Genomic DNA, 22,180 nt, shown 5'->3' on the forward strand with positions numbered 1-22,180 from the left:
ACAATCGTTCAATCTTCTTCCGAGTCTTCAGAAACGCCGGAATGGCGCGGTTTTGGCTGATCTGCATACTCATTGGAATATTTGCTGTTCTCGCGGAATTTCCCCGGAGTAGTGGATTTGTACTTTCGGAATACCCGGATAAAGCTGTTCTCGTTATTGTATCCGACGGAGAGAGCAATATCGGCAATCTTCATATTGCTGTCCTTCAAGAGTTCGGTAGCTTTCTCAATTCTAAGGGTGGTCAAGTAATCATAGACGGTCGTTCCGGTCTCTTCCTTAAAGATCATACTGACAGAGGATACGCCCATATTGACGTGGGAAGCGATATCCTGAAGTCCGATATTCATCTGAAGATTATTGTGCATATATCCAATCATCGCTTGAACAAGCTGATACTCTTTCGATTGACGGTGTTGTCCAAGCGCTCCTGACATATGCATAACCACATGACAGAGCATGTCCTCAATTTCGGGTAAATCCATCGTTGTCACCTGGTGCCATGTATAATCAGCTAATTCCACAGGGAGCGGATGCCCCCCTTGAATAGCAATATTCAAAACCTCCTGCAGCAGGTCATCCGCCATGCGGAATACTTTTTGCGGCTGAATGTTTTTCTTGCGGATTTCCGCACCCCATCTGCGTATCCACTGTACAGATGTTTCACCGTCCGACGATTTGAGCGCCTGAAGCACCTCTGTAATCCGGGAATCATCACCAGCCTGCGTTCCTTCCTCATGAATCGCCTCCATGTCCGAATACTCCCGGACGAGCCCGTATCCCTCATACAGCCGGTAAGAAAGAGCCGTCTCCGCTTCGTTGTAAGAACGCATAACATTCAATATCCCTGATGCCTCAGAGCCTATACCGATGGACACAGAGATTTTGAGCAGATCCAACAGCATTCCAATCAGCTTACCGGCATCTTCACGCAGTGTACTATCGACCTTCGCTTTCTCTTGCAGCAGGACTACGATACTATCCTTCCGTGAAGCCAGCGTGACTGTCCGCCAGGAAGGCTCGAAATATTCAGTGATAATATTATTCATCGCGTACTTGAGCAGCATCTGATCTTCATCCATATAGCCGGAGGCCCATTTCCAGTGACGGTCAATCGAGATGATCATCATCTCAAACGGTCCATCCTCCCAGCCTCGGAAATAATGTGTCCATTTCGTATGCGTCTCTTGTGTCCCGATGCTTCTTGTAATCAGATCTTGTACAAATTTAGAGCGCAGCTCCGGCAGACTCCATTCTGCGACCAGAGACTTGCTCTGGAAATCCCCGACAAGCTTGCCGATGACCGGCTCCAGATCGTGGAGATTGCCATGGTGAGCTGCGCCTTGGTCGGGACTTAGCAGCTTGTTGATTCTTTTCAAAGGCCGGAATGCGGCGAAATTATAATAATAAATGGCTGACCAGCCCACAATGATAGAAATGAGAGACAATAACAACATCATATTGCGGGCAATTGTCACATTCTTCAGCAACTGTTCCATCGGCACCAGAGAGACAAGCCTCCAGCCGGTGACATTCGAGAAGGTCTGGTTAGCCATATAATCCTGGCCGTTAATACTGACGTGGGCGAAGGGACTGACATCGATCAAAGACAACACATCGTTCATTTCCGTTAGCGAGAAGGGCAGGTTCAATTTTGGGAAAATCAATTCTCCGTCCAGGTTATAGACGAACTGGTAGTTTGATAGATGGGTATACATCTGAGAGAACAGCCAGTCGTAATCCATATTGATCAGTACAGCTCCTGTAATTACCCCTTCCTGTACGATCGGACGGGCCAGGGACAATAGCTCTGTGCCCTCCAGCTGCGGATTCTCTCCGCTGTACATTCTCCGTTTGATCAGGAGCGGCTTCTCCTTAATCTCATCAATCCAGGTGCTCCAGGCATAATCCGGAGCATCTTCCCACTTCGCCTTATAGCCATACTCACTAGAGAGAACAGAATGGTCGCTGAATTTGATCACGCTGATGGAATGGGTATCCGGTTCCGTTGCAAGCGTTCTTAAATAAGACAGCGGTTCATCGGCGATAGACGCATTTGCAGAAGTCTCCGCTGCTATATATTTGATGACCGCCGGGTGGAAAGATAAATCTACCGCTTTGTTATCCGATTCCCGGATCGCCCGGTTGGTGACATCCTGGTTGATCTGCAGCAGTTCTACGTTAGGGGTGTTCAGCTCCGTATCAAGCGCTTCCCGGTATTGCCGGTAGGAGAATAGACCAATCAAGGTAATCAATAAGGATATACTGACCGTAAGCGTTAGAACCAGCCGGGTCTGTTTATTGGTAATCATGTACTTCAATTTATATCGCAGCATTGGAGCAACTTCATCCTTCCACCTTCTAAATACTTCCCTGTCCTCATATTATACCTATTTCCCATGGCTAAAAGACACCCCTTGCAGGGTGTCTTAACCTGAGGCTTCAGAGTTGCTAGCCTCATATGTTACTTCTCCAACACCGGCTCTTGTGATATACCTTTAGGGAGCATAAGGATAATCCTAACATCAATAAGAAAATGAAACAGCATGCACAGCCAAACCGCCCCGCTATAGTAATATAATCCGCCGAACATCAGCCCCATGATCATAGCGGACATCACCCCTTTACCCCCTTGATAGTAATGCCCCAGCCCGAACAGCAGACTGCTGAGGAGCATAACCCAAAGGAAGGAAACTCCAGGAATCACTAATGGAATATAGTAGAACATCATGGAACGGAATAACCACTCTTCACAGATTCCGGCCGTAAGCGAGACCCATATCCAGAAACGTTTCTCCGGCTGCCCGGACGGCAAAAATTCATCCAGCTCCTTAAGCTGCTTATGCATCGTCTCCCGGTATCCGGGAATCCCTTTCATCATGATCAGCGGCGCAGCAGTGAATGTTCCCAGTCCAAACAGCAGCATAACTGAAATTCGCCCCCACTGCGCTTCGGCTAAACCAAGTGTCGGCCAGGGGATTCCTTTCCAGTAGACGCAGCCCGTAAACACAGCAGCAAGAGCCCAAAGCTCAACTACTGTCTTTTTGTAATAAGTTATTTTTATTCCGGGATGGATCCGGTATTCTCTCTTATATTTCGCATATGAATAATAACCCCATACAGGAGTGACTAAAAGTAGATATAAGACAAGCAGATGAAGAACTGGCATCATGTATCCCCCATTAATGAAGAAGAGTCCCATCGATCATATCCTGCGGGTTCCCGGCAACACTAGGACTTTTAATATATCTGCAATGTTTTCATAACGTCTACCAATCCTCAGACATACGAAGAGTGACGGCCAGATTATCACAACCTACAAGCGAGCTGACCAGGAGTGTGACCGGTTCTGTGCCTCGCAGATTGTAGTTAACCAGCTCCGCCAGCAAGTTGACCGATATGTTCTGATAAGCACCGGATATTCCTGAGCCTGTACCCTGTGTCAGCACTCTGCCTCCCGTAAGACTGGTGCAGGTATCATTCACTTGAAGTGCCGTCTCCGCCGATGGAATCGGGGTTCCCGGTGTAGGATAGTCTACATAAGTTCCGTCTATGGTGCCGCCTGCCCAATCAGATATTTCTTAAGCAGGAAACGGCTGATGTTTCTTCGGAGGTATTGGGAGAAGTGGTATAATAAATAAGTACAATAGAGACCCCGGGAGAGAATGACCATGAAATCACTTTATACTCTGGATGATGCCCAGTGGAGCGCTTTGCTCCAGGATGCAGCCTATTATTTCGATGACCTGACCCTCAAGCGAGGGTTTCAATATTATAAGCAGGGCCGTGTCCTCCAGTTCTCCATGTCTGCACCCCCAATCATGGAGGCTGTTGTGGAAGGCCGGGAGAAGTACTCGGTCCAGCTCAATCTGGATGCATTCTCCCTCAGCTATTGCAGCTGTCCGGTTCAGGGCCACTGTAAGCATATGGCCGCTGTTCTGCTACATTTCGCCGAATGGCAGCGGCGGTCCCTGCCTATGCTGGTTAACGCCAAATCAGCAGCTCTATCTCTGACTTCGGGGAAACCTCAGACCCTTGCAGACTCACCTGCGAGTGTTCAGAAGTCCCAGGCCTTAGCTTCATTGAAGGAAGAAGCAACCCGGATTCCTTCAATGAATATAGCGGAGTGGCATGAATGGTTCGGGCGCTGTCTGGCCCCACTGTCCCAGCAGACCCGTAATCCGCAATACGTGGACAACGCCCTGGCCCTTATCTTCAAGACCAAACCGCCACTCTCTCCGGCAGCAGAGCAGATCTTCCGATTGCATTCGCAGCTCTATGTCCTGGAAATGCTGCTTCACCCTTCACGGAACCAGAAGAATACCTTTGGGTTCTCTTCGCTCGGTTATTACACGCATCTTGCCGTGTCGGAATTGCTGCAGACAGTGGCGCAAGGCTTCACTCACCCCCTTCCTTTGGACCGTGAACCGGAGCAGTGGAGCCGTCTGAGCGAAACCACAACGTACCTGCGGAATGAAATGCTGACCGAAGCCCGCGAAGTGGCCTGCTTCTCTGTCTGTTATGATCTACTCTTTAGACACTGGATTATTCCAAACAGCACAGGCCGTTCGCCCTATATTGAAGAACTGGAACAGCTGCGGATCGCCGAGGTACAACTCGGCACCGCACTCTCCCGCAGCGCCTGGCTGCTGGCACAGAGCCGGATGCATTTCACTCTGGGTGAAGATGAGGCGGCCATAGATCTACTGAAAGATTGTGCCGAACGTTCTGACTTCCGTCCGGAAGAGCTGACCAGTTATCTTGAAACTTTAAACGAAGCGAAGGACTGGCGGCGTCTTACGTCCTGGCTCGTACTGACCGGCCCTCTGCTTACCCGCCGCCGCTCTTATAAGCTGGAGAGTTATTCGCTCTATTGGGAGAAAGCCATTCAAGAGTGCCCTGATGCCGAACCGCAAATGTGGAATACACTGCTTGAGATGCTTCCCTTATCACGTGAAATTTATCAGGAGAAGTTGCTCGCGCGCGGGAAATGGCAGGAATGGATGGATTATCAACTATCCTCTGGAAAGGTGCCTGCCCACTTTCGTGTCAGCGAGCTTCAGCCTTTGGAGAAAAACGCACCGGAAACGCTCCTGCCCTTCTACCATCAGGCCGTTGAACGGTTTGTGGCGGAGAAGAACCGGAGCAGCTACAAGGCGGCGGTCAAACTGCTGAAACGTCTTAAGAAATTGTACGCGAAGATGAAGCAGGAGGCGCGCTGGGAAGCCTTTTTTCAACAATTTATGGTTCGCCACAGCCGCCTTCGTGCGTTGCAGGAAGAGCTGCGGAAGGGAAAACTGACGGATGAATAGACATGTAGAGACGATTCACGTTCATGCCGCCTTAAGCGAATATGGCGACGCTCTTATATTTGGTTCGACGGAGTCAAGTAGCGTGGTATCCGGGATGTATCTTAAGCACCGTTTGTTTGCTTGGGACGAGACCTCTTTCTACGGCACACAATTAACGGTGGAAAAAATTAAAGAGACTGAACTCGTCGTGCTTCCCGCTGAGCAGGTCATTCCCTTCTTCGCCCGGCAGAATGTGCTGGCCCATATCGACTGGATCTGGGAAGGCGAAGCGGCCAAGCTGATCTCGGTAGCTCCTGCCCTTGCAGGCTGTCTAGAGCAGCAAAGCTATATTCCAAGCTATTCGGCCTACCGACAAGGTAAGCTTCAGTGGATTTGGGATGATAAGGCTTTGGCGAAGATGGAGGCACGGAGTGCAACTATAGTAGCAGCGATGGAAGCCATGAGCGGGGACGGGCGGGCAGCGACCGGGATACTGAATGGCAGCGAGCCGAACGTTGTAGAAACACTAAGTTCAAGTGAACTTTCGGCACTCCGTGAGGATGCCCCGGATAACAGCTTTCTACACGGGCTGCGGGCAGCCTTCTCTGCGGCTGTCTCCCGCATTTATTATGGAACCGACATTCAATCGGCTGATCTACGCCGGGAGTTCCCTCGGTTGTTCGGAGGGCAGACCCAGGACGGTGGTGGCATGAGCTCTGCCGAGTGGCTGATGTCCATCGGCTGGAGAGCAGATACCGCTCCCTTCCGGCCCGCCCTGCAGCTCTTGGAGCCAGATGAAGCGGAAGAGAATTGGCGGCTGAAGCTTGTCCTTCAGGACAAGCTGGACGAAGCTTCGCTAATATCGGTCTCGCTGGATGAAGACGGCAACGTATCCGGCTTATGGCCTTCTGAATGGACGCCCCATGTGCATGAACGCTCTGCCGGCTGGCTGCAGCGGCTTAAGATCAGCCTCTCGAAGGAGCGTTTCGCCGGCGGCACGGATATATTGGCCGCTCCACTGGACAGCGGGGCAGCCTGGCAGTTCTTGTCCTCAGACAGCCATCGCCTGCTGGAAGCAGGCTGGCAGGTATTACTGCCCGCCTGGTGGGAAGCGGCCAGCAAACGCAGACCTAGGCTCCGGGCCAAGGTTAATCCGGAAGCGGGAAGCCGGGGCAATCAGTCACTGTTCGGCCTGGATTCGATTATCGATTTCGACTGGCGGGTTGCGATTGGCGACACGGAGCTCAGCGAAGACGAGTTCAACTCGCTGGTGGCACGGGGCGAGCGGCTGGTCCGCTTCCGGGGCCAGTGGATTGCACTGGATCCTGCGCTCCTGATGCAGATCCGCAGAGCGATGGACGGCATGGACAAGAGCCAGGGCCTGTCCTTTCAGGATGTATTGCAGCTGCATCTGCTTGAACGCGGCGAAGAGGCTGGGAACGCAGCAGCGGAAGCACCGCCTGAGGATACGAACCGGCTTCGGCTGGAAGTTGAGCTGAACAGCCATCTGATTCAGCTCATCGCCCAGCTCGGCCAGCAGAAGGAGTGGCCGGAACTGCCCGTTCCGGCTGGACTCCATGCTGAGCTGCGCACCTACCAGCAGCAGGGCTTCGCCTGGCTGGCCTTTCTGCGCCGCTTCGGCCTTGGTGCTTGCCTCGCCGACGATATGGGCCTCGGCAAAACCGTACAGCTGATCGCTTATCTCCTGCATCTGAAGGAGAATGTTGATCCAGCGGGCCAATCCTGGCCTGCCCTGATTATTTGCCCTACTTCTGTTCTCGGGAACTGGCAGAAAGAGCTGCAGCGGTTCGCGCCTTCTCTGGAGGTCATGCTTCATTACGGAAGCCGACGGCTGGACGGCGGATTCTTCCACGGAGCTGCCAGCGGGGCGGATGTAGTATTGACCTCATATGCTACTGCAGCACTGGACCAGGAGCTGCTTAAAGAATATACCTGGGCAAGCGTGTGCCTGGACGAAGCGCAGAACATCAAGAACGCCCAGACCAAACAATCGGCTGCGGTACGGAGCTTTCCGGCACGGCACCGCATTGCGCTTACCGGAACGCCGATCGAGAACAGGTTGTCCGAGCTGTGGTCCATCTACGACTTTATCACGCCGGGATACTTGGGCAGCGCGAAGGCCTTCCAGGACCGGTTCGCAAATGCCATCGAGAAAGAGCGGGACGAACGGCGCACCGCCGACCTGCAGAAGCTGGTCAAGCCGTTCATGCTTCGCCGCAAGAAAAAAGACCCTGCCATCCAGCTCGATTTGCCGGACAAGAATGAAATGAAATCTTATGTTCATTTGACGGCTGAACAAGGTGTCCTCTACGACCAAACGGTGAATAGTCTGATGGAACGCATGAAGAAGCTCGAAGGGATCGAACGCAAAGGCGCCATCCTCGCCGCGCTTACCCAGCTCAAGCAGCTGTGCGATCATCCGATGCTGCTGAACAAAGAACCTATACCCGGAACTTCAGGTTATGCTGCAGACACATTCGAGAGCGAAACGCTGATCAGCCGCTCCTCCAAGCTGGAACGTCTGCTGGCGATGGTGAAAGAGCTGCGGGATGAAGATGAACGCTGTCTGATTTTCACCCAGTATGTTGGAATGGGACAGCTGCTTCAGGCGGTTCTGCAGCAGGAGCTGCAGGAGCCCGTGCTGTACCTGAACGGAAGCACCTCCAAAACCGCGCGCGACCGGATGATTGAAGAGTTCCAATATGGCGGACAGCGCGGAAATGATCCGGCTTCCATCGCAGAACCCGCCCGGAAGGATCAGCCGAATGTGTTCATCCTCTCGCTGAAAGCCGGGGGTGTGGGCCTCAACTTAACGGCGGCTAACCATGTGTTTCACTTTGACCGCTGGTGGAATCCGGCGGTGGAGAATCAGGCCACAGACCGGGCCTACCGTATGGGCCAGACCCGTGACGTCCAGGTGCATAAGTTCATCTCCCTTGGCACCTTGGAGGAACGCATTGATGAGATGCTGGAGAGCAAGCAGCAGCTCAGCGACAATGTGATTTCCAGCTCCGAGGGCTGGATTACCGAGCTGTCCACGGAGGCACTGAAGGACCTGTTCACGTTGCGGCGGGAATGGTCCGATTAATCCGTTCGGAAGGTCTGTTCCAGAAGTGGATATTTCTACGAACGAGACAGTCTTACTCTTTTTAAAAAAAGTAAAAAGACAGCAGAGCAGCGATTCTCTTGTTACTTGAGGATCGCTGCTCTGCGTTTTTGGTCATTGGCGGCTTGCTTAAGCACTCCCGCCTTCGTACAACGTTCCTTCAAAATTGTAGACACGTTTCCCGCTCAAACAGCGTAGAGGACGGACCGATTGTGGAAAAGCGGCAGCGGTCGCCCGAAAGCTTTCCGGAGGAAAGCTCGCATCGGAAGCATATGCCTCTCCGGATTTTTACCGCTAAGGCAAAATAAATAAAATCCGGAGACCACAGCGATTGGAACAACGGTCCGTTCGCGGAGCGTCCACACCGGGCGCTTACGTCGATCCTACCCAAAAATAACAAGGGCTGTCCCGATAATATAAATTCCAATATTTGCATTTATATCAAACAAGTAAACTAAAGTAGTATATACAACCTTTTGAATTCAATAGTAAGTTAATATTAGCTGACAATCATCTGCAGATATTATTTTTAATAAAGGAGTGGAGCCTATGCAAGGACTGTCAGTAGCGATCTGCACAAGGAATCGGGTGAACGATCTGACGCGTTGCATTCACTCGATGGTTCATCAGAACATACACCCTGACTACGACGTTGAAATTATTATTGTAGATGACGGCCATCTTCCCCAAAGCGTGCTAGAAGAGTACGAAGCTTTACTTGGCGACAGAGGCTTTGCCTTTGTGTATTACAACAAGACTAACCCCGGATTATGGCTCTCACGGATACAGGCGGTAGAGCTCGCCTCGATGGACAAGATCTTATTCCTCGATGATGATGTCGAAATCCCCGAACACTACTTCTCCACCCTGATTCAAACCTACGAGGATTATCCTGATTGCGTAGGTGTTGGGGGCATAGCCATCGGAATGAAGAACAGCTTCCTCGGCACGATCCGCTGCCTCCTGTCCTTTCAGCAATCCTTATCCAGCGGGAAGCTCTCCATCAGCGGCCAGGCTGGGTCCATGTACAACTGGCACAAGGAGAGGCGAACGTTTAAGACCGAATTTCTGCATGGCTGCAATATGTCCTTCAAGAAGGAAGCCATTAAGGAGCTGGAACCCCTATCCTGGCTAAGGAGCTACAGCGTCGGTGAAGATATTATGCTGTCCCGAATAGCGCTGAAGCATGGTGAGCTGTATATCAATCCCCGGCTGAAGCTGCTTCACCATGAATCCCCTGCCTCCAGAGATAACTTAGAGGACGTTGCCTATACCAGAGTACTGAATCACGTGCACCTGCTCAAAGACAAGCAATCCGGGCCGGTCGGCTATCTCGCTCTCGTCTGGACGACGGTCTACCTTATTCTCAGGGAACGGCCAAGAAAGAATTACCCGGCGATCAATGGCTACAAGAAGGGCCTGAAGGAAATATTCACAAGGCAGACGGTTTAAGTGCAGGAGAGGGGTGCCTGGATGTATTTAAGCATAGTAATCCCTGTATATAATATCGAACACTATGTCTCCCGGATGCTGGGTTCACTGCTTGAGCAGAACAATACCCGTTTCGAGGTAATTATCGTCGATGACGGATCCTCTGACGGAACCTATAACAAGGTAGCAGACATCGCAGAGAATAACCCCTCGCTGAACTGCAGAATCATCCGAACCGATAATCGCGGCGTCAGTGCCGCCAGAAATAGAGGTCTTAGCGCAGCGAGCGGCAGATATGTAATGTTTCTCGATGGCGATGACTATGTCGCAAGCGGGCTGGTGCATACGGTGTATACGAACACAAAGGATCAGGAGCCGGATATCCTGTGCTGGGGCTATAACCTTGTCAGAGAAGACCAGTCCACCATTGTAAGCTTCACCTCTCTGGCAGGCAGCGGGACGGGAATTGAAGGACTCCGCCGGATTTTTATCGATAAAAGCCTAAGGGTTTGGACAGGAAGCATTGCCTACAGAAGAGATTTCCTGGTGAAGAACAGACTGGAGTATACAGAGCGTTGCGTCAACGGCGAGGATCAGGAGTTTATCTACAAAGCCTTCTCCCGGGCGGACCGGACCATAACCATTCCCGACGTTCTATCCTTCTATCTGCAGAGGAGCAGCTCGATCTCGAACAGCTATAATGTCAAAAAATTCGATGTCGTGGATGCCTTCAAGCGTGTGAATGAATATTTCAAAGCCCTGCCAGAAAGCGAACTAAAGCCAATATCTGATTTGCTGCTGAACCGGGAGATGACAGAGAATTACTTCTTCAATCTCAACACTTGCCTGGCCTGTACCAAAGGCATCCGCATCCATGATTTACTCCGTGATATCGAGTCCGCCTACCCGGGACTTACCGGTGATATGAAGGCACTGATGAAGCATTACAAGGGCGATGACAGGAGGCTGGCCTTTCAGATTAAAGCTTATCAAATATCACCCGTGCTCTATGAGTGGCTGGTCCACTGGGAAAGAAACCTGAATCAATGGAAACGAAGAATAAAAGCAGCGCATTGAGCCGGAAAGGAGCTGAAGCGATGAGAACCATACTGGTATATGCCTATACTGAATTCAATCTTGGTGATGATTTGTTCATTAAAGTCTTATGCGAGCGATATCCGGATACCCGGTTTATGATCATGGCGCCAGGCCTCTATAGAGACACTTTCCGGGCACTGCCTAATCTCCGGATCATTGCTTCGGATTCCATGGTTGTCCGGGGGATTAATTATCTGTTCAGAAAAATACGGCTGTACGACTTTGTGCAGAGGCTCCTGGTGTGGCGTTCTGACGGAATTGTCCATATCGGCGGCTCGATCTTTATGCAGGGAGAGTACTGGAAGGAATATTTCAGGAAAGCGGAGGCGCTTCGCAACCGAAACAAGCCGTATTATTTGCTCGGTGCCAATTTCGGACCTTATTCGGATGATGAGTACTACCAGACACACAAGGAACTGTTTAAGGAATATACCGATGTCTGCTTCCGCGAAGAATACTCCTATGAGCTGTTCAGCGACCTGAGAAATGTCCGGCTTGCTCCCGATATCATCTTTCAGTTAAAGGTACCCCAGGCTCAGAAGCAGTCGCAGGCTCAGGATAAATACATTGTCCTATCCGTAATCAGGCCGTCAGCCAAAAATCTGGAGGGCTATGACCTGCTCTATTATGAAAAAATGAAAGATATTTCAGCGTATTTCATCCGGCAGGGTTATGCCGTGCATCTGGTGTCCTTTTGCGAGCATGAAGGGGATCAGGAAGCGATCATGCATATCCTGAACCTTCTCCCGGAAGAGCTGGTGCCGCAGATACGAAGCCACTATTACAAGACGAACATTGAAGAAATACTCTCCCTTATCGCCGGATCCAGCTTTGTAGTAGCGTCAAGATTCCATGCCATGATTCTAGGCTGGGTCATGAATAAACCCGTCTTCCCCATCGCCTACAGCAGCAAAATGATCCACGTAATGGAGGACGCCAATTTCACCGGGAACTACACGGACTTCAATCAACTGGAAGACCTGCAGCCGGAAGAAGTCTATCACAGCATGCAGGACGGAAGTATTGATGTATCCGCGCAGGCTCTGAATGCAGAGAGACACTTTGAGAAGCTGGATGCCTATCTGTCCCTTCCGGGGAGGAGGGCCTATGAGAGCCAAACGGAGTATTCTTAATTTGTTCTTTGGACTGGGCAGCCAGATGATCACCATTGTGCTTGGTTTTTTTATACCCCGGCTGATCATGGTCAACTATGGTTCGGAGGCTAACGGACTTATCGCTTCAATCGTACAGATCATCAGTTACCTGACCCTGCTTGAAGCAGGTGTAGGCGCAGCATCGATGCAGGCGCTGTATAAGCCGATTGCCTATGATGACAAGGGACGGATCAACTCGATTCTCGCGGCAACCTCCAGCTACTATAAGAAGACGGGGATCTATTACTTCATTGCGGTAGTCCTGATTGCGGTAATCTATCCGCTGGTGGTTCATTCGGAGATTGATGCGCTTAGCGTGATGGGCATTATTTTGCTGACGGGGCTTGGCGGGGCGATCAACTATTATTTTCAGGGGAAATTCCGGGTGCTGCTGATTGCTGAGGGCAAAAGCTACATTGAGACCACCATCGTTACGGTTGCCAATATTCTCAACAACGTGGTGCGGATCATCTTATTGCTTCAGGGAGTGCACATCATCGCGGTTCAGGCATCCTTCTTCGTACTGACCCTGCTCCAGATCGTCGCCTTCTATGTGTATATGAAACGGAATTACCGGTGGATTGATCTGAGCGGCAAGCCGGATTTCGAAGCCATCGGTCAAAAGAATTCTGTAATGGTGCACGAGCTGTCCTACCTGGTCTTCCGAAATACGGATGTGCTGATCTTAACCCTGTTCACTAATTTAAAAATCGTCAGCATCTACGTGATGTACAATATGATCTTCACCATCGTCGACAATGTGGTGCAGACCGTGAACGGAAGTCTTAAATCTGCACTTGGGCAGAGCTTCCATGAGAGTAAGCAGAAATTCCTTAAATTATATGACGCCTTCGAGGTCTATTACATGGGCCTGATCTTCGCGATTCTAACGGTCGCTTACATTCTGATTCTCCCCTTCATGCGGCTCTATACCGAGGGAGTCAATGATGTGAATTATATTGAACCCTGGCTGCCGGTGCTGTTCGTGGCTATCAAGCTGCTGACGAATGTGCGGACCTCATCGAATAATGTCATTACCATTGCCGGGCATTTTCAAAAGACACAGATGCGCTCCATTATTGAGTCGGCTATTAACCTCGTGGCTTCCATCATCTTTGTCCTGTTCCTCGGCATTTATGGGGTGCTTCTGGGGACCATCGCCGCCCTGCTGTATCGTTCGATTGATATTGTAATCTACGCCAGTAGCGTTCTGCTTGAGCGCAGCCCGTGGGTTACCTTTAAAAGGTGGCTCATCAATGTCGTTGTCTTTGTCCTCATTATTCTTGCCACCACCACTGCCGGTTTCACGGTAAATACGTATGCCGGAGTTATTCTGTGGGGGATCATTCTAGGCATTGTGATTCTCTCCGTGTATTACGTCATCGCCTCTCTGATGGAGAGAGAAGTATTCCTGTATGCTTTGGATCATTTCAAGGGATACCGGGCCAAGCTGAAGCGCAGACCTGTTGAGCAAGTGACCTCTAGCCCGAAACCCATCCAATAGTATAAGGAGGAATGGAACATGGTGGATTATAGCAAGGAATTGCAGCGTGCAAGAGACGAACTGCTACATCGGTTAACGAGTTACGGCTCTCTTTCGTCAGGTTCCATCGGAACCTTAACCGAGGTTGTACACGCCTATAGCGAAGGGCGCGCCTCGCTTGCCGTCTTGTATTTCTATCTGGCGGAGCAGTTCGATATCGGCAAGGAAGAACTTTTGGGGCTCGTGAAGGATCTCGTAGAGATCAGGAACCGTAGCTCAGAAGGGGACAACAAAGTCGTTGTATTCCGCCCGCTGTCCGGACGTCCGAAAGTCAGTGTGATCATCACCACCTATAACCGCAAGGAATTTCTGAATCAGGCCATCCAGAGTATTCTCGTCCAGGACTATCCGAACAAGGAGATCACCGTAATTGATGATTGCTCCACCGATGGTACGGATGCATATATGCAGAGCACCTTTGGTGATGATCCGCGCGTCATCTACATGCGCAACGGGCGCAACAACGGCCCAGGCAATAACCGGAGAGCAGCGTTTGCCGCTCATGGCGACGGGGAGTATATTCTTTTTCTCGATGATGACGACTATCTGATTGACCGCAGCTACCTGAGCCGGGCCGTCGAGTTTCACCTCCTTCATCCCGGACTATCCTTTGTAGCCGCGAACGTCTTCCTGGAGAACACCAAGACAGGACAGCTGACCGTCGCAAGTCTTGGACTGCCCGAGATTGTCGGGAAGCAGGAGTATTTCATGAATTTCGAGAAAAAAGGCTATCCCAAACCCGCCTCGACGTTAACCACCCTCTTCAAACGTAAAGTCCTCCTGAAGATGGATATCCTGCATATGAAAATGGTCAATGACGCGTCGATTTATCTCCGCTCCCTGCTTATTGGCGATCCCGGCTTTATGGATGTGATTGCCGGTGTCTACCGGATCCATGGCAACAACATTACCTTTAATCTCAGCCAGGGATTCCTCATCGAGAATCTGGAAGAGAAGCTGCTGATCCGGAATATGGCCATCGAGCAATACGGGTACAGCAAGCGGGAAATGAACCAGTGGTTTAACCATACGGCCTATGACACCATTTCGTATTATCTGGTCAATTCCGCCAAAAGCCCCGGAGATTTCGCAGCGATGTACCATTGGACTCGCAGTCATTGTCCGAATATTTATGATCGGATCAAACGGGATTTCCGTGTGAAATTTATGAAAAAGCAGATTCTAAGCGTCCCGTTATTCCGTACACTGCTGAGAAGATAACGGGAGCAGCCTGACTAATATTTGCCACAAAATGGATCGTATGATAAAATCACCTTACCTTGAAATGAACGGAGGGTTTCGTGTGATAGACTACATCCGAGTTAGAACTTTACGCGGCTAATTGAATAGCGCTAAAGCTCTGCCCTGTGCAGAGGACTCAGGATGGGTCTGACCAATTACACGGTTACCCGCTTACAGGAATTAAATCCATAGAAGCTTTGATATCACCCGCCAGCCGGACCGGAGAGATACGTGTATCTTTTTTCGGTGTACCTGGCGTTGGTATATCCATTTTTCTGTAGATGGTTATGGGAATTGCAGATGCTCCGGCGTCCGCAGATTCCATCCTGTTGTCCTCTTCTCATACTGTGAAAGCACAGGCAGTCCGCCTGTGCTTTTTGTTGTTCAATCTATGAATGGAGTGATAATAATATGGAACGAACCCAGCAACAAGCCATTATCGTCGGAGTGCAGCTCCAGAATGACAATAACTTTGCCTATGCGATGGAGGAACTGCGGAATCTGGCAGCGGCCTGCGATATTAAAGTCACGGGAGAATTATCCCAGAAGGCTAGCCGGATCAACCCTTCCCACTACATCGGAACCGGCAAGATCCAGGAGCTGTCCGCTCATATGGAAGCCACCGGGGCGGAACTCGTCATCTTCAATGATGAGCTGTCCCCTTCCCAGATCCGCAATCTGGAATCCTCGCTGGACCGCCAGGTCATTGACCGCACGGTTCTGATTCTGAACATCTTCGCCGAACGGGCGAAGACAAGAGAAGCACAGCTACAGGTGGAAGTAGCCCAGCTGCAGTACATGCTTCCCCGGCTGACCGGCATGCGCGAATCCCTAGGCCGTCAAGGCGGCGGGTCCGGACTGAAGAACAGAGGTGCTGGGGAAACCAAGCTGGAGCTGGACCGCAGACGGATTGAAGAGCGGATCACCGCGCTTCAGATAGAGCTCCAGCAGCAGGTGGCGCGGCGCCAGATTCAGCGGAGGCAGCGCCACAAGAATGAAGTGCCTGTGGTATGTCTTGTCGGTTACACCAATACGGGCAAGTCCAGCCTGATGAACCTGATGGTGGACACTTATCATCCGGGCTCCCACAAGCAGGTGCTTGCCAAGGATATGCTGTTCGCTACGCTGGAAACGGCGGTCCGCAGCATTGAGCTGCCGGATCACAAGACCTTCCTGCTTACTGATACCGTCGGATTTGTCAGCCAGCTTCCGCATCATCTGGTCAAGGCCTTCCGCTCTACGCTGGAGGAGGTGACCGAAGCGGATCTGCTGGTTCATGTCGTCGACTGCTCCGATCCGGAGCATCAGCAGCATATGGCAGTTACGGACGAAACCCTGAAGGCCCTCGGTGCCGATCACATCCCTGTGATCTACGCCTATAACAAGGCCGACCTGACGGAGCACCCTTACCCGGTAATAGAAGACGATATGGTATATCTCTCTGCCAAAGAACAGCGCGGAACCGAGGAACTCACCAGTCTGATCCGCAGCCGGGTCTTTACCGACTATATGCAGTGCGAAATTCTCGTACCGTTCGACCGCGGTGCTGTGGTCTCCTACTTTAATGAGCATGCCCATGTTCTGGATACAAGCTATGAAGAGAACGGAACACGGCTGACGCTGGAGTGCCGGACATCCGACTTCGAGAGATTCCGCGGCGATTTCATCACGCTGTAGCAGCGACTTCATTGCGCTGTAACAGTGACTTCATCAAGCTGTGACAGCAATTTCATCAAGCTGTGACAGCAACTTCGTCAGTTAAAGAGTGCAGGCAAAAAGCCGGGTCCCCCTAAGGAGACCCGGCTTCTTCTCTATTTCCTGCTTATTTATTGGCTGCGAGGAAAGCGTCAATCTGGCTTTGCATTTCGGCTTGGATCTTCTCCAGACCGGCAGCTTTGATCTGCTTGTTCAGCTCTTCGAGGCCTTTATCGACATCATCAATAGCTCCGTATTCGAGCGGTATGGCGTATCTTAGCATAACGTTGCCGACATTGGCCACCTCCGTCTTCACTTTGCTGTTGTCGAATACAAAGGTTTCCAGCGTGTAATGATAGACTTTCGCATCCCAATCCGCAAGCAGTGCATTCGCTTCCTGCGGGAAGGCTTCATTGGTGCGGTTCAACTTCGAGTTAAAGCTCCAATTAGAGAATCCGGTGTAGTTCGCGCTCTTGTCTGTAGACTTGAATTTATCGTCACCGACCGCAACATAATGTACGCCCTCGATACCGCTCATAATGAGATCATGCAGTTCTTTGTCGTTCTGCATTAAATCGATGAACATCATGGCACGTTCCGGGTTCTTGGAGGTCGCATGAATGGAAGTTCCGTTCTGTGTGGAAATCGCCTGGGACTTCTTGGCGTTAGGCGTAATGTCAGCAAGTGCCACCTCAAACGGCGAATTCTCTCTGCGCATGGCTTCCATAATGCTTCCGAGTGTTCCTATATTATGCGTAATGGATGCGGTTTTACCTTCTTTGAAATCCTGCTGGTGGTCATTTTTGCTGTTCAGCACGTTCTTCGGCCAAGCATTGTTATCCGCAAGATCCTTGTAGTAGTGCAGCAGCTCCTTGAATTCCGGAGTCTCATAGACATTAAATATTTTACCTTGCTCATCCGTTAGCTTGAATCCAAGCGGAAGGTCGAAATCCAGCATGTTCCAATCGCTCTGCTGCTTCAGCAGAACACGGTCCAGGTTGTGAAGTTTCCAGTCACCGGTTTCAGGAGTGAAAGGAACAACCCCTTTCTCATTCGCAGCAACGGTCTTCAAATAGTTGGCATACGCTTCCGGGCTGTCGATGGCAGGAAGATTATATTTCTTGCGCAAGTCCTCCCGGTACAAAATAAGCTTTTCTACAGACTCGCCCTGATTTTGCGGAATCATATACAGCTTGCCATCCACTTTCGCCTGACCCCAGCTTACTTTCGGCATGGCTGCCCACGTCAAAGGCATATATTTAGAGATCATATCATCGGTTAATTCCAGGAACCCGCCTTTTAAGGCCTGATCATTGTACCCTGCCCAGTTCGCCGAATAGATCAGATCAAAATTTTCATTGGCTGCCAGCTTCAGCGGATACTTTTGCGCCCAGTCGGACCAGTCGAGGAATTCACCTTCAATGGTGGCGTTGATTTTCTCTTTAAGCTTTGTATTGATCTCTGCGAATACCTGATCATAGTCTACCGGCTTCGGTCCGACAAAAATCATCTTCAGGTTCACTTCCTTGGACGTATCCAGCGCCCCTTCTGTATCATTCGCAGGAGCTTGAGTAGCCTCCGCGGACGGAGCATTCGTTGCGGCTTCCTTGTTGTTATTATTGTTGCTGCCGCCTCCGCACGCGCTTATAGTCATGATTATTGCCAAACAGATGACGAGCAAGAGCGAGTGGTTCTTCTTTGTCATTATCCATCTTCCCCCTCTTATTTATATTGATAAACCAGGTTCCCCTGGAATCATCCTTTGACAGCGCCAATCGTAAGTCCGGTAACGAAGTATTTCTGGATGAACGGATACGCGATCAGGATCGGGCCGCTGGCCACAATCGTCATTGCCATCTTGAGACCCTCGGTAGGCAGAGCTTTGGTGACCACTGCACCGGAGCCCATCATCGCCTTGCGCATACCATCCATATTGCCGAGCATTTTATAAAGATAATATTGCAGAGGCATCAGCTTCTCATCCGAGATGAACAGCAGTGCGTTATACCAGTCATTCCAGTAGCCTAGGGCCAGGAACAATCCTATCGTAGCCAAGGCAGGTTTGGAGAGCGGGATAATCAGCCGGATGAAGATCAGAAAGTCGCCTGCACCGTCTATTTTGGCGGACTCTGTAATCGCTTCCGGAATACCGCTCATGAAGGATTTCATTACGATGATATAAAAGACGTTGAACACCATCGGAAGAATCAGAACGAGCAACGTATCCTTCAGATGCAAATAGTTCACGATCAGCAGATACCAGGGAACCAGCCCGCCGCTGAACAATGTCGTAAAGAAGAAGAAAAAGGAGAACTGGTTGCGCCATTTAAAATCTTTGCGGGACAGGCAATAGGCAGTCATCGAAGTCAGAAACAAACCACTAGCTGTTCCGAGTGCCGTTACGGCTATCGTGACAATGTAGGCCTGGATCATTTGCTCAGGATACTTGAACAGGATGTGGTAGGCTTCCGTAGAGAAATCCGTCGGGAAGAACTTAAATCCTTCCAGTACAATCGTGCTCTCTTTCGTCAGGGAGGAAGATATTATTAGAATAAAAGGCAGTAGACAGAGGATCGCCAGAACAGCCAGGGTTACATAGCCGATAAGGGCAAGAAGCTGCCGATCTCTTTGTTTCGTCCGGAAAGATGCCGTCGTTTTACTACGGCTTACAGCTATATCAGTTGTGCTCATGATCATCTTCACCCCCAGTTAGAATAACGCGCGGTCTTTATCATATTTACGGACGGCATAATTCACCAGCAGGATGGTCGTAAACCCGAGTATAGATTGATATAATCCTGCGGCAGCTGACATCCCGATTTCGTTAGTCGTAATCAGCGACCTGAACACAAAGGTATCAATGACATCCGTGGAAGAGAAGAGCACCCCGTTATTGCCCACCATGTTATAGAACATTCCGAAGTCCCCGCGGAAAATATTACCGACCGCCAGCAGCACCAGAATAATGATCGTCGGATACAGGTTGGGAATCGTCACTTTCCAAATCCGCTGGAACACGTTGGCTCCGTCGATTTCAGCGGCTTCGTACATCTCTGTATCAATGCTGGTAATGGCAGCGAGGTACATCACCGTTCCATACCCAAGCATCTTCCAGGCAGACACGAGCACTAAGATATAAGGCCAGTAAGCCGGGGTATTATAGATATCGATCGGCTCCAGACCGATGCCTTGCAACACTACATTTACCGTTCCAATGTCATAGTTCAGGAGATTATAAGCGATCGCCCCTACAACCACCCAAGAGATAAAATACGGGAGGAACAATACCGATTGGGTTATTTTGCGGAACCATTTCCCGCCGACTTCAAACAGCAGGATTGCCGTGAAGATCTGCAGACCGTTATTCACGATGATAAAAGCTATATTGTATAGCGCGGTATTCCTCGTCACCCTCCAGGCATCACCCGACTCAAAGAAGAAGCGGATATTATCCAGCCCGTTCCACGGACTGCCGAAGATGCCGCCCGCGTAATCATAATGCTTAAAAGCCAGGATAATCCCCGCCATCGGGATATAGGCGAACAAGAGATAAAATAGAACTGCCGGCGCCAGCATCAGCAAGATGACTCTGTACTTGACCACATCATTCCAGAAACCGTGTCGCTTCATTGTGTGCTCCCCCATCTGTTCTCTGTCTTTGTCTAAATTATAGAAAACTATAGGCCGGGGATATAGATAAGGGAAACAACTAAAACCAATACTATTTCAATGTTTTTCAGGGTGTCGGTTAACACATTAGAGTGAATATGGGCGCTACGGGTCGGGGGGTTCTTGCGATCGCTGTTAAAGCCCGATTCCGGATGATTAGACTTGTAGGATGGAATCGGTCTTTAAAGGCGAACACTAACGTTTCTCCAGAATCCCCCCGCCCCTCCCGCTTTGTTTCACTCGCTAGTTAACCCCACCGGCTGCGGATAGGGCGCGCAGCCGAAAAAACCAGAAAAAAAACAGGCCCGCGTCCACTTCGGACCCGGGCCTTCCATACATCCTATTAGATTTTATACTTCTTCCGGTATTCTCCGGGGGACATGCCGATGGACTGTTTAAACTGGCGGTTGAAGTAGATCAGGTTCTTATATCCCGCCCGCTCGGCAATCTCATAGATTTTTTTGGTGGGGTCCGCCAGCAGGGCGCACACATGCTTCATCCGCAGATCACTCAGGAAGTCGCTGAACAGCGTATTCGTCTCGCTTTTGAACAGCTGGCCCAGATAATTGGGCGTGAAGTCAAAATGTGCGGCCACCTCATTCAGGGTCACCTTTTGCTCCAGCCGCTCCTCTACATACTTGGTAATCTCGTCAATCAGTTTCCGCTTCTGCCGCTGCCGCTTCAAATAGAGCAGCTCGGATAACTCAAAGAATCTTCTTCTTAGCCAGGAGCGGATATCATCAATCGTCTCGAATTCGAACAGGATAAAGGGCTGATGGGATTCCCATTTCAGAATTTCATATAAATGCTCATTCATCTGCTGCAGATCCGCATGAAGCTTAGAGGTAATCCGGATAATCAGATCATAGATGTCATTCTTGCGGGTAAGCGGAAGGTCTCCGTTAAACAGTTGGATCAAGCAGTCATCGATGGTCATAAGGTCATATTCGAGCATGGCCTGAAGCATCCGGTTCACATGATCATCGAGACTGGTGGATATCGTCTTCCGGGGACTCCACTCCGCGGCATCCTGTATGACCCGGTTTTTCCCGAGAATCCATTTGATGCTAAGTGCCGCCTCGGCCTGCCGGTAAGAAACATGCAGCTTATTGATATCAGTGGTATACATGCCGGTTCCGATGGTAATAGAGTACGAGAACTCCCGGGTGAAAGCCCCGATTAGCTCATCCAGCAGCGCCCTGAAATATTCCTCCCGAATCGTAGCCAGAAGAACAAAATGATAGTCATAGCTGGTCATGATTAAACCCAAATGATTATCCCGGGCAAAATCACGGATAAAATCCGCCATCCGGCAGGTTAAGGGCCGCCGCTCCTCTTCCGGCATGTTCTTAAGCTTCCAGGCCATATCGTCAATCTCTATGATAGCAACCGCCGATCCGCTCTGTAATAATGGCGTCAGAAAGTTATGGATATGTGCCTCGACCTGACCCGGTGTGGTTTCATTAAACCAGCGGAGCAACAGCTCCTGATTCACCAGGGTCAAGGTCTCCGAAAGCGAAAGATCCCGCTCACGTTCATACTCAATCTCTGCGCACTGCTTCACCAGCATCTCATTCAGCTCATCGTCATCAACAGGCTTCAGCAGGTAACCGCTGGCACTCAGCTCAATCGCCTCCTTGGCATAGCTGAAATCCGAATGTCCGCTGATAAAGATGATATGGACTTGTGGATTGATTTCTTTCGCTTTTCGGGCGAACTCCATTCCCGTCATGATGGGCATCCGGATATCGGAGAGAATGAGATCAATCCGTTTCTGCTCCATCACTTTCAAAGCCTGAAAGCCGCTCGCCGCTGTTCCAACATCATTTAATATAACCTGTACGTTGCCCACAACCCGGCGTCTCAGCCATTCCAGATCCACCGCTTCATCGTCCACGAGCAGAACGTTAATGTCCATGTCCCTACCCCTCTT

16 protein-coding genes are annotated in these 22,180 nt (G+C 50.5%); 8 read left to right on the forward strand and 8 right to left on the reverse strand.

The window, feature by feature from the left end; all coding sequences use genetic code 11:
- Positions 1-8 precede the first annotated feature (8 nt).
- The 3 genes from ACAN55_RS03880 to ACAN55_RS03890 form a co-directional block, all read right to left on the reverse strand.
- A complete protein-coding gene (locus ACAN55_RS03880; RefSeq protein WP_379128340.1) occupies positions 9-2,333 on the reverse strand; it encodes a helix-turn-helix domain-containing protein in 2,325 nt (774 codons plus the stop codon).
- A 128-nt stretch (positions 2,334-2,461) separates the two neighbouring features.
- On the reverse strand, positions 2,462-3,166 hold the full coding sequence (locus ACAN55_RS03885) for a CPBP family intramembrane glutamic endopeptidase (RefSeq protein ID WP_379128343.1): 705 nt from the start codon (positions 3,164-3,166) through the stop codon (positions 2,462-2,464).
- A 100-nt stretch (positions 3,167-3,266) separates the two neighbouring features.
- The gene (locus ACAN55_RS03890) at positions 3,267-3,482 is read right to left on the reverse strand and encodes a hypothetical protein (protein WP_379128345.1); all 216 of its coding nucleotides are present in this window, start codon (positions 3,480-3,482) and stop codon (positions 3,267-3,269) included.
- Between the two features lie 186 nt (positions 3,483-3,668).
- Here ACAN55_RS03890 and ACAN55_RS03895 point away from each other — a divergent pair, with 186 nt between their 5' ends.
- The 7 genes from ACAN55_RS03895 (at position 3,669) to ACAN55_RS03925 (ending at position 14,862) form a co-directional block, all read left to right on the forward strand.
- The gene (locus ACAN55_RS03895) at positions 3,669-5,309 is read left to right on the forward strand and encodes an SWIM zinc finger family protein (protein ID WP_379128347.1); all 1,641 of its coding nucleotides are present in this window, start codon (positions 3,669-3,671) and stop codon (positions 5,307-5,309) included.
- On the forward strand, positions 5,302-8,397 hold the full coding sequence (locus ACAN55_RS03900; RefSeq protein ID WP_379128349.1) for a DEAD/DEAH box helicase: 3,096 nt from the start codon (positions 5,302-5,304) through the stop codon (positions 8,395-8,397). The genes ACAN55_RS03895 and ACAN55_RS03900 overlap by 8 nt, the downstream gene beginning before the upstream one ends.
- A 567-nt stretch (positions 8,398-8,964) precedes the next feature.
- Complete coding sequence (locus ACAN55_RS03905) at positions 8,965-9,867, forward strand: glycosyltransferase family A protein (protein ID WP_379128352.1); 903 nt, start codon at positions 8,965-8,967, stop codon at positions 9,865-9,867.
- A gap of 21 nt (positions 9,868-9,888) precedes the next feature.
- On the forward strand, positions 9,889-10,923 hold the full coding sequence (locus ACAN55_RS03910) for a glycosyltransferase family 2 protein (protein ID WP_379128355.1): 1,035 nt from the start codon (positions 9,889-9,891) through the stop codon (positions 10,921-10,923).
- Positions 10,924-10,943: 20 nt separating this feature from the next.
- On the forward strand, positions 10,944-12,077 hold the full coding sequence (locus ACAN55_RS03915) for a polysaccharide pyruvyl transferase family protein (protein ID WP_379128357.1): 1,134 nt from the start codon (positions 10,944-10,946) through the stop codon (positions 12,075-12,077).
- Positions 12,052-13,602, forward strand: coding sequence for a lipopolysaccharide biosynthesis protein (locus ACAN55_RS03920; protein WP_379128360.1), 1,551 nt, complete (start codon positions 12,052-12,054; stop codon positions 13,600-13,602). Before ACAN55_RS03915 ends, ACAN55_RS03920 begins: the two co-directional genes overlap by 26 nt.
- Positions 13,603-13,620: 18 nt before the next feature.
- Complete coding sequence (locus ACAN55_RS03925; protein WP_379128362.1) at positions 13,621-14,862, forward strand: glycosyltransferase family 2 protein; 1,242 nt, start codon at positions 13,621-13,623, stop codon at positions 14,860-14,862.
- A gap of 184 nt (positions 14,863-15,046) precedes the next feature.
- Here ACAN55_RS03925 and ACAN55_RS03930 read toward each other — a convergent pair whose 3' ends face one another.
- Positions 15,047-15,208 carry a hypothetical protein gene (locus ACAN55_RS03930; protein WP_379128365.1) on the reverse strand — a complete coding sequence of 54 codons (162 nt, stop codon included), beginning with the start codon at positions 15,206-15,208 and terminating at the stop codon, positions 15,047-15,049.
- 86 nt (positions 15,209-15,294) lie between these two features.
- Here ACAN55_RS03930 and hflX point away from each other — a divergent pair, with 86 nt between their 5' ends.
- Positions 15,295-16,560: a GTPase HflX gene (hflX, locus tag ACAN55_RS03935; protein ID WP_379128369.1), complete on the forward strand. Its 1,266-nt coding sequence runs from the start codon at positions 15,295-15,297 to the stop codon at positions 16,558-16,560.
- A gap of 145 nt (positions 16,561-16,705) precedes the next feature.
- On the opposite strand, the gene ACAN55_RS03940 is transcribed toward hflX, so the two are convergent.
- The 4 genes from ACAN55_RS03940 to ACAN55_RS03955 all read right to left on the reverse strand — a co-directional run bounded on the left by ACAN55_RS03940 (position 16,706) and on the right by ACAN55_RS03955 (position 22,165).
- Positions 16,706-18,283 (reverse strand): ABC transporter substrate-binding protein, encoded by a 1,578-nt coding sequence (locus tag ACAN55_RS03940; RefSeq protein WP_379128372.1) that lies wholly within the window; start codon positions 18,281-18,283, stop codon positions 16,706-16,708.
- A gap of 50 nt (positions 18,284-18,333) precedes the next feature.
- Entirely contained in the window at positions 18,334-19,269 is a 936-nt protein-coding gene (locus ACAN55_RS03945; protein ID WP_379128375.1) for a carbohydrate ABC transporter permease, read from the reverse strand.
- A gap of 18 nt (positions 19,270-19,287) precedes the next feature.
- Positions 19,288-20,208 (reverse strand): ABC transporter permease, encoded by a 921-nt coding sequence (locus tag ACAN55_RS03950; protein ID WP_379128378.1) that lies wholly within the window; start codon positions 20,206-20,208, stop codon positions 19,288-19,290.
- 382 nt (positions 20,209-20,590) lie between these two features.
- Positions 20,591-22,165 (reverse strand): response regulator, encoded by a 1,575-nt coding sequence (locus tag ACAN55_RS03955; RefSeq protein ID WP_379128380.1) that lies wholly within the window; start codon positions 22,163-22,165, stop codon positions 20,591-20,593.
- Positions 22,166-22,180: the final 15 nt, after the last annotated feature.

Source organism: Paenibacillus oryziterrae, assembly GCF_042610485.1.
Lineage (GTDB): Bacteria > Bacillota > Bacilli > Paenibacillales > Paenibacillaceae > Paenibacillus_AQ.